Source organism: Hydrogenophaga sp. 70-12 (genome assembly GCF_001897365.1).
Classification (GTDB): Bacteria; Pseudomonadota; Gammaproteobacteria; order Burkholderiales; family Burkholderiaceae_C; genus Hydrogenophaga; species Hydrogenophaga borbori.
In genome coordinates, this window is sequence record NZ_MKSS01000353.1 from 1 (window position 1) to 6,607 (window position 6,607).

Sequence of the window (6,607 nt, forward strand, 5' to 3'; positions counted from 1 at the left end):
AGCGACACCGCCAGCCGCATGCCGGCCACGCGCGAGCGCATGCCGTCGTCGACGAAGCGCACGATCATCGCGTCGGTGAAGGGGATGGCGCCGAAGATCGCCGACATGAACAGCAGCTGAATGAACAGGAAGGCCCAGCCGTCGAGCGTGGTGGCCAGTGCCAGCAGCAGCGCCTGCAGGGTGATGACGCCGACGTAGAGCCGCTTGAGCGAGTGCCGGTCGATCAGGTGCCCCACGATCAGCTGCGTGACCGAGGCCACCGCGTAGACCAGCGCCAGCAGCGTGCCGATGCGCGCCGGGTCCTGCGAGACCTCGCGCAGGCGATCGGTCAGCAGCTCGAAGTTGGCGTTGGTGGAGAAGTTGAACAGCAGGCTGCCGCTGGTGGCGGCCATGGTCATGATGAGGAACAGCCGCGCCATCGGCACCCCGGTCACCTGCGCCGCGCCGCCCTTTTTCTTGGCCGGCGCCGCGCTCTCGCGCGAGCCGTAGACGGCGAACAGCAGACCGCAGGCCAGGCAGACCAGCCCGGGCACCACGAAGGCCACGCGCCAGCCGGCGTACTTCACGAGAAAGCCCGTGACGATGGCCGCGAAGGCCACGCCCAGGTTGCCCGCCAGGCCGTTCACGCCGATGGTCCAACCCGGGCGCGGCGCGCCCTGCACCAGCATGGGAATGCCCACCGGGTGGTAAATCGACGCGAAGGCGCCCAGCAGCGCCAGCGCGAACGCCATCTGCAGCGGCGTGTTCGTGGCGGCCACGAGCAGCGAGGCCAGGCCCATGCCGAAGAAGAACACCAGCATCATCTTGCGGCGCCCCCAGTGGTCGCCCAGCTTGCCCGCGGGCAGCGAGCCGATGCCGAAGAAGAAGAATGCCGCCACGCCGTAGGGCATGAGGTCCTCCCAGCGCGCCAGGCCGAACTCGGCGGCGATGCTGGTCACGGCGGTGGCGAAGATCAGCAGCATCATGTGGTCCATGGCGTGGCCCACGTTCAACAGGGTCTGGGTGGTCTTGTTGTGCATGGGGGCGATCATCGCCGGTTAAGCTGCGCGGGAGAAATTCAAGACCGCCAGAAATGCGTCCAAAACCGCCAAGCCGCCCCGGCGTGCTGCGCCGGGGTCCCAGCGCCGATGCGCAGGCCGCCAACCGGGTGCCGCGCCCCGTGGCCGCGCTGGCGCGCTCCGACCCCGCCGGCACGGAAATCGCCCCGCACCTGCACGCGCGCGACCAGCTGATCTACGCCATCCGCGGCGTCATGACGATCCGCGCCAAGGGCTTCATCTGGACCCTGCCGCCCAGCCACGGCATGTGGATGCCCGCGCACACCGTGCACCAGATCCGCATGGACACCGAGGTGGAGATGCGGACCCTGTACTTCCAGCCCGGCACCGTCACCGGCCAGGGCCGCGACTGCCAGGTGCTGGCGATCACGCCCCTGCTGCGCGAGCTGATCCTGCGCGCGATGACGATCCCGCCGCGCTACGCGCTCGACAGCGCCGACGCGCGCCTGATGGACCTGATCGTCGACGAGGTGGGTTGGCTGGAGCCCCGGCCTCTGTCGCTGAAGCTGCCCGAGGACAAGCGCCTCGCGCGCCTGTGCCAATGGCTGATCGAGAACCCGGGCGAGGCCGCCTCCATCGCCGAACTGGGCCGCGAGGTGGGCCTGTCCGAGCGCAGCGTGATCCGGCTGTTCCCGCAGGAAACGGGCCTGAGCCTGCACCGCTGGCGCCAGCAGGCGCGGCTGATGCGCGCCTTCGCGCTGAGCGACCAGGGCATGAACATCGGGCAGTTGGCGGACGAGCTCGGCTACGCCAGCGCCTCGGCCTTCGGGAAGATGTTCGCCAAACAGTTCGGGCGGGCGCCGAGGAAGGTATTGGGTGGGGTGGGGTGAGGTGAGGGAACGCGGGTTGGCGGGTGTCAGGGCAGGCGCCCTGTGCGGGACGGCTTCACTGCAGCGCCCCTCGCTGCGCGAGGGGTTCCCTGCGATGCTCGGGTGAGCGGCCACGCGGCATAACTCACTGCGCGCGCCTGGCGCGCTCCGTTCAAACAGATGCCGCGAGTCGGTTCACGAAGCGCGCTGCGCGCGCGGGCCACCCACCCTGCGCTTCTCGGCACTGCACAGGCGCCGTCCCGCACAGGGCGCCTCCCCTGACGGCGGATGCCTTGGTGCACCACCGGGGCAACTGCTTCGTTTTCAGGTGCCCGCTTGGGGCCCAAAGCGGGCTTCCCACCTGCCCGGACTGCGCTACTCGTTCCAGCGTAGATAGAAAAGCAGATACGGGTCTGCTTACCCGTAGTTGGATCGTTGAAGCGGTGGTATCCATCAAGCAAGAAGATCAAGAATGATTTGCGGCGCTCGGGGTGGTCATCCGAATCGTGCACCAACTTCTTTGCCCGCTCGTACTCCGACTGGATGTCGATCGAGGAATCTAGTGGATCGTTGAGTTGCTCCGGTGTGGCGAAGAAGAGCTTCCGATTGAGTAGAAGCTCCCACGTCCGTTGGGCGCAGTTACGGTACTTGTAGAGGAGCATCCGTGCCCCTAGCGATGGAGGTACTCAGCGCCGTAGTACGCAGCGCGCAGAGAGCCAAAAAGGCGCAGCCGATTGAGCGAATTATCGAAGCGCATTGCGTAGCTTCCCCTCAAAGGCTGCCCTTGGCGAACGTCCACTTCTGGCCGTGAGCCGCCATCCTAGTCGACGCGCCCCCCCATTCGAGCCAGGACGCATTCCCGCCATCGTTTCCCGGCGACCGCCCGCCCTTCACCAGCCGAGGCCGAGCGATGCCCTCGCCCTGCCCACCACGTCACCGACTCACCCCCGCCCGGCACGCCCCAGCAAAGACGACACCTCATCCGCCGCCGCCCGCAGCTTCGGGAGCAGCTGCTCCTTCATCACCGTCGCCGAGGTGCGGTTCGCCTGCCCCGACACGTTGAGCGCCGCGATCACCGCGCCCGCGCGGTTTCTCACCGGCGCCGCGATGGAGATCAGGCCCTCCTCCAGCTCCTGGTTCACCAGCGCCCAACCCTGGCGGCGCACCTGCTGCACTCGCGCCAGGATCTCGGCCGGCTCGGTGGCCGTGTGGCGCGTGTTCGCGCGCCGCTCGCTGGCCTTCAGCCGCGCCTTCACCTCGGCGTCGTCCAGCCCCGCCAGCAGCACACGGCCGAGCGAGGTGCAGTAGGCCGGCAGGCGCGTGCCCACATTGAGGTTGAGCGAGACGATCTTGTGCGTGTGCACACGCAGCACGTAGACGATGTCGCTGCCGTCCAGCACCGCCGCCGAGCACGACTCGCCCACCGCATCGGCCAGGCGCTCCATCACCGGCTCGGCCAGGTTCCAGATCGGCATGGACGTGAGGTAGGCAAAGCCCAGGTCCAGGATGCGGGGCGTGAGGCGGTACAGCTTGCCGTCGCTGTCGACGTAGCCCAGGGTCTGCAGGGTGAGCAGGATGCGCCGCGCCCCGGCGCGCGTGAGCCCGCTGCGCGCCGCCACTTCCGACAGGGTCTGCTCCGAGGCTTCGGCACTGAAGGAACGGATCACCTCCAGCCCACGCGCGAAGGACTGCACGTAGCCATCGCCGGGCGTGGGGGCGTCGGGTGCGCGACGGGCGTGGGTTGCCATGGGCTTTGGTGGACGATTAGAATGATTCGTCAATCGAACAAGTGTTCGTCATTAGAACATTTGACGATCGGCACGGCAAGCGCCCCTCCCCGCTGTTTCAGCGTTCTGTCCGGAGACCAATCCCCGTGATCAACAAGATCGCTTCCTCGGTGGCCGAGGCCCTGCACGGCGTGCGCGACGGCGCCACCGTGCTCATCGGCGGCTTCGGCACCGCCGGCATTCCCAACGAACTCATCGCCGGCCTGATCGAACAAGGCGCGCGCGACCTCACCGTGGTGAACAACAACGCCGGCAACGGCGAACACGGTCTGGCCGCACTGCTCAAGACCGGGCGCGTGCGCAAGATCATCTGCAGCTTCCCGCGCCAGGCCGACAGCCAGGTGTTCGACGGCCTGTACCGCTCGAAGCAGATCGAACTCGAACTGGTGCCGCAGGGCAACCTGGCCGAGCGCCTGCGCGCCGCGGGCGCGGGCATCGGCGCCTTCTTCACACCCACGGGTTATGGCACCGAACTGGCGAAGAACGCCGACGGCTCGCCCAAGGAAACGCGGGTCATCGATGGCCGGCCCTATGTGCTGGAGTACCCCATCCACGGCGACGTGGCGCTCATCAAGGCCGAGCGCGGCGACCGCTGGGGCAACCTGGTCTACCGCAAGGCCGCGCGCAACTTCGGCCCAGTGATGGCCACCGCGGCCAGGCGCTGCATCGCCAGCGTGTTCGACATCGCCGAACTCGGCTCGCTCGACCCCGAGACCATCGTCACCCCTGGCATCCACGTCAGCGCGGTGGTGAAGATAGCGCGCGTGGCCACGCAGGCCGGCGGCTTCAAGGAGGCGGCATGAGCTACCAGCGCAGAACCAAGGACGCGCTCGCGAAGCGCGTCGCGCAGGACATCCACGACGGCGCCTACGTCAACCTGGGCATCGGCCAGCCCACGCTGGTGGCCAACCACCTGCCGCCCGGCATCGAGGTAATCCTGCACAGCGAGAACGGCATCCTCGGCATGGGCCCGGCGCCGGCCAGCGGCCAAGAAGACTACGACCTCATCAACGCCGGCAAGCAGCCCGTGAGCCTGCTGCCCGGCGGTGCCTTCTTCCACCACGCCGACAGCTTCGCCATGATGCGCGGCGGCCACCTGGACATCTGCGTGCTGGGCGCCTTCCAGGTCTCGGCCACCGGCGACCTGGCCAACTGGAGCACCGGCGAGCCCGGCAGCATCCCGGCCGTGGGCGGCGCCATGGACCTGGCCATCGGCGCCAAACAGACCTGGGTGATGATGGACCTGCTCACCAAGCAAGGCGCGAGCAAGGTGGTGTCGCAATGCAGCTACCCGCTCACCGGCATCGGCTGCGTCAAGCGCATCTACAGCGACCTGGCCACGCTCGAATGCACGCCCCGGGGCCTGCGCCTGATCGACACGGTCGAAGGCCTTTCTCTCGACGAACTGCAGCGCCTCGTGGGCCTGCCCATCGCCGCCCCGGCCACGCCGGCCTGAACCCCTTCACTTTTCCGGAGAACCCATGAGCACCCGCCAAGCCTTCATCTGCGACGCCATCCGCACCCCCTTCGGCCGCTACGGCGGCGCGCTGTCCAGCGTGCGCACCGACGACCTCGGTGCGATCCCCATCAAGGCCTTGATGGAGCGCAACCCGACCGTGGACTGGGCCGCCGTGGTCGACGTGCTGTACGGCTGCGCCAACCAGGCCGGCGAGGACAACCGCAACGTGGCGCGCATGGCCGCGCTGCTGGCGGGCCTGCCGATCGAGGTGCCCGGCGCCACCATCAACCGCCTTTGCGGCTCGGGCCTGGACGCGGTGGGCAGCGCGGCGCGCGCCATCAAGGCCGGCGAGGCGGGTCTGATGATCGCCGGCGGCGTGGAGAGCATGAGCCGCGCGCCCTTCGTCATGCCCAAGGCCGAGAGCGCCTTCAGCCGCGCCAACGCGGTGTACGACACCACCATCGGCTGGCGCTTCGTCAACAAGCTCATGAAGGCGCAGTACGGCGTGGACTCCATGCCCGAGACGGCCGAGAACGTGGCGGTTGACCACAAGATCGAGCGCGAGGCCCAGGACCGCATGGCCCTGGCCAGCCAGCTCAAGGCCGTGGCCGCGCAGAAGGCCGGCCACCTGGCGCGCGAGATCGTGCCGGTGACCATCCCGCAGAAGAAGGGCGAGCCGGTCATCGTCGACAAGGACGAGCACCCGCGCGAAACCAGCCTGGAGGCGCTGGCCAAGCTCAAGGGCGTGGTCAGGCCCGAGGGCAGCGTCACCGCCGGCAACGCCAGCGGCGTGAACGACGGCGCCTGCGCCCTGCTGCTGGCCGATGAGGCGAGCGCGGCCAAGCACGGCCTCACGCCCAAGGCGCGCGTGGTCGGCATGGCCACGGCCGGCGTGGCCCCGCGCGTGATGGGCATCGGCCCCGCGCCCGCCACCGAGAAGGTGCTCGCGCTCACCGGCCTCACGCTGGAGCAGATGGACGTGATCGAGCTCAACGAAGCCTTCGCGGCCCAGGGCCTGGCGGTGCTGCGCATGCTCGGCCTCAAGGACGACGATGCGCGCGTGAACGCCTGGGGCGGCGCCATCGCCCTGGGCCACCCGCTGGGCGCCAGCGGCGCCCGCCTGGCCACCACGGCCGTCAACCGCCTGCACGCCACGGGCGGGCGCTACGCGCTGTGCACCATGTGCATCGGCGTGGGCCAGGGCATCGCGGTGATCGTCGAGAAGGTCTGACGGCGCCCAGTCCGCACGCCTGGGCGTTCACTTCACCCAGGCGTCGAACTGCTCGGCGCTGGCCAGCCCGCGTTCGAGCACGAGCTCGCGCAGCGGCCGGCCCGAGGCCTGCACCTCGCGGTACAGCAGGGCCGCTTCCTCGTGCCCGATGCGCTTGGCCAACAGCGTGGCCTGCAGCATCGCGGGCGAGAGCGTGGCCGCGATGCGCTCGCGGTCGGCCTCCATGCCGCGCACGGCATGTTCCTCGAAGCTGCGCATGCCAT

General features: G+C 69.1%; 6 protein-coding genes and 1 pseudogene. 4 read left to right on the forward strand and 3 right to left on the reverse strand.

The features are described 5' to 3' along the window. On the reverse strand, window positions 1-1,019 hold a 1,019-nt coding region (locus BGO22_RS18275), incomplete at its 3' end, for an MFS transporter (protein WP_286852099.1). Window positions 1,020-1,102: 83 nt separating this feature from the next. On the opposite strand from BGO22_RS18275, the gene BGO22_RS18280 reads away from it, so the two are divergent. Beyond that, complete coding sequence (locus BGO22_RS18280) at window positions 1,103-1,888, forward strand: AraC family transcriptional regulator (RefSeq protein WP_175442797.1); 786 nt, start codon at window positions 1,103-1,105, stop codon at window positions 1,886-1,888. A gap of 920 nt (window positions 1,889-2,808) precedes the next feature. Here the strand turns inward: BGO22_RS18280 and BGO22_RS18285 are convergent. Further along, the gene (locus BGO22_RS18285; protein WP_070398033.1) at window positions 2,809-3,615 is read right to left on the reverse strand and encodes an IclR family transcriptional regulator domain-containing protein; all 807 of its coding nucleotides are present in this window, start codon (window positions 3,613-3,615) and stop codon (window positions 2,809-2,811) included. Window positions 3,616-3,740: 125 nt separating this feature from the next. Between BGO22_RS18285 and BGO22_RS18290 the strand changes: the two genes are divergently transcribed. Genes BGO22_RS18290 through pcaF form a run of 3 tightly spaced genes read left to right on the forward strand, consistent with a single transcriptional unit; the run spans window position 3,741 to window position 6,344 of the window. Further along, window positions 3,741-4,457 (forward strand): 3-oxoacid CoA-transferase subunit A, encoded by a 717-nt coding sequence (locus BGO22_RS18290; protein ID WP_070398034.1) that lies wholly within the window; start codon window positions 3,741-3,743, stop codon window positions 4,455-4,457. Beyond that, window positions 4,454-5,110: a 3-oxoacid CoA-transferase subunit B gene (locus BGO22_RS18295; protein WP_070398035.1), complete on the forward strand. Its 657-nt coding sequence runs from the start codon at window positions 4,454-4,456 to the stop codon at window positions 5,108-5,110. The genes BGO22_RS18290 and BGO22_RS18295 overlap by 4 nt, the downstream gene beginning before the upstream one ends. Before the next feature lie 25 nt (window positions 5,111-5,135). After that, window positions 5,136-6,344: a 3-oxoadipyl-CoA thiolase gene (gene pcaF, locus BGO22_RS18300; protein ID WP_070398036.1), complete on the forward strand. Its 1,209-nt coding sequence runs from the start codon at window positions 5,136-5,138 to the stop codon at window positions 6,342-6,344. A gap of 27 nt (window positions 6,345-6,371) precedes the next feature. Here the strand turns inward: pcaF and BGO22_RS18305 are convergent. Continuing rightward, window positions 6,372-6,607 (reverse strand): annotated as a pseudogene (locus BGO22_RS18305) (class II fumarate hydratase); the annotation flags it as partial.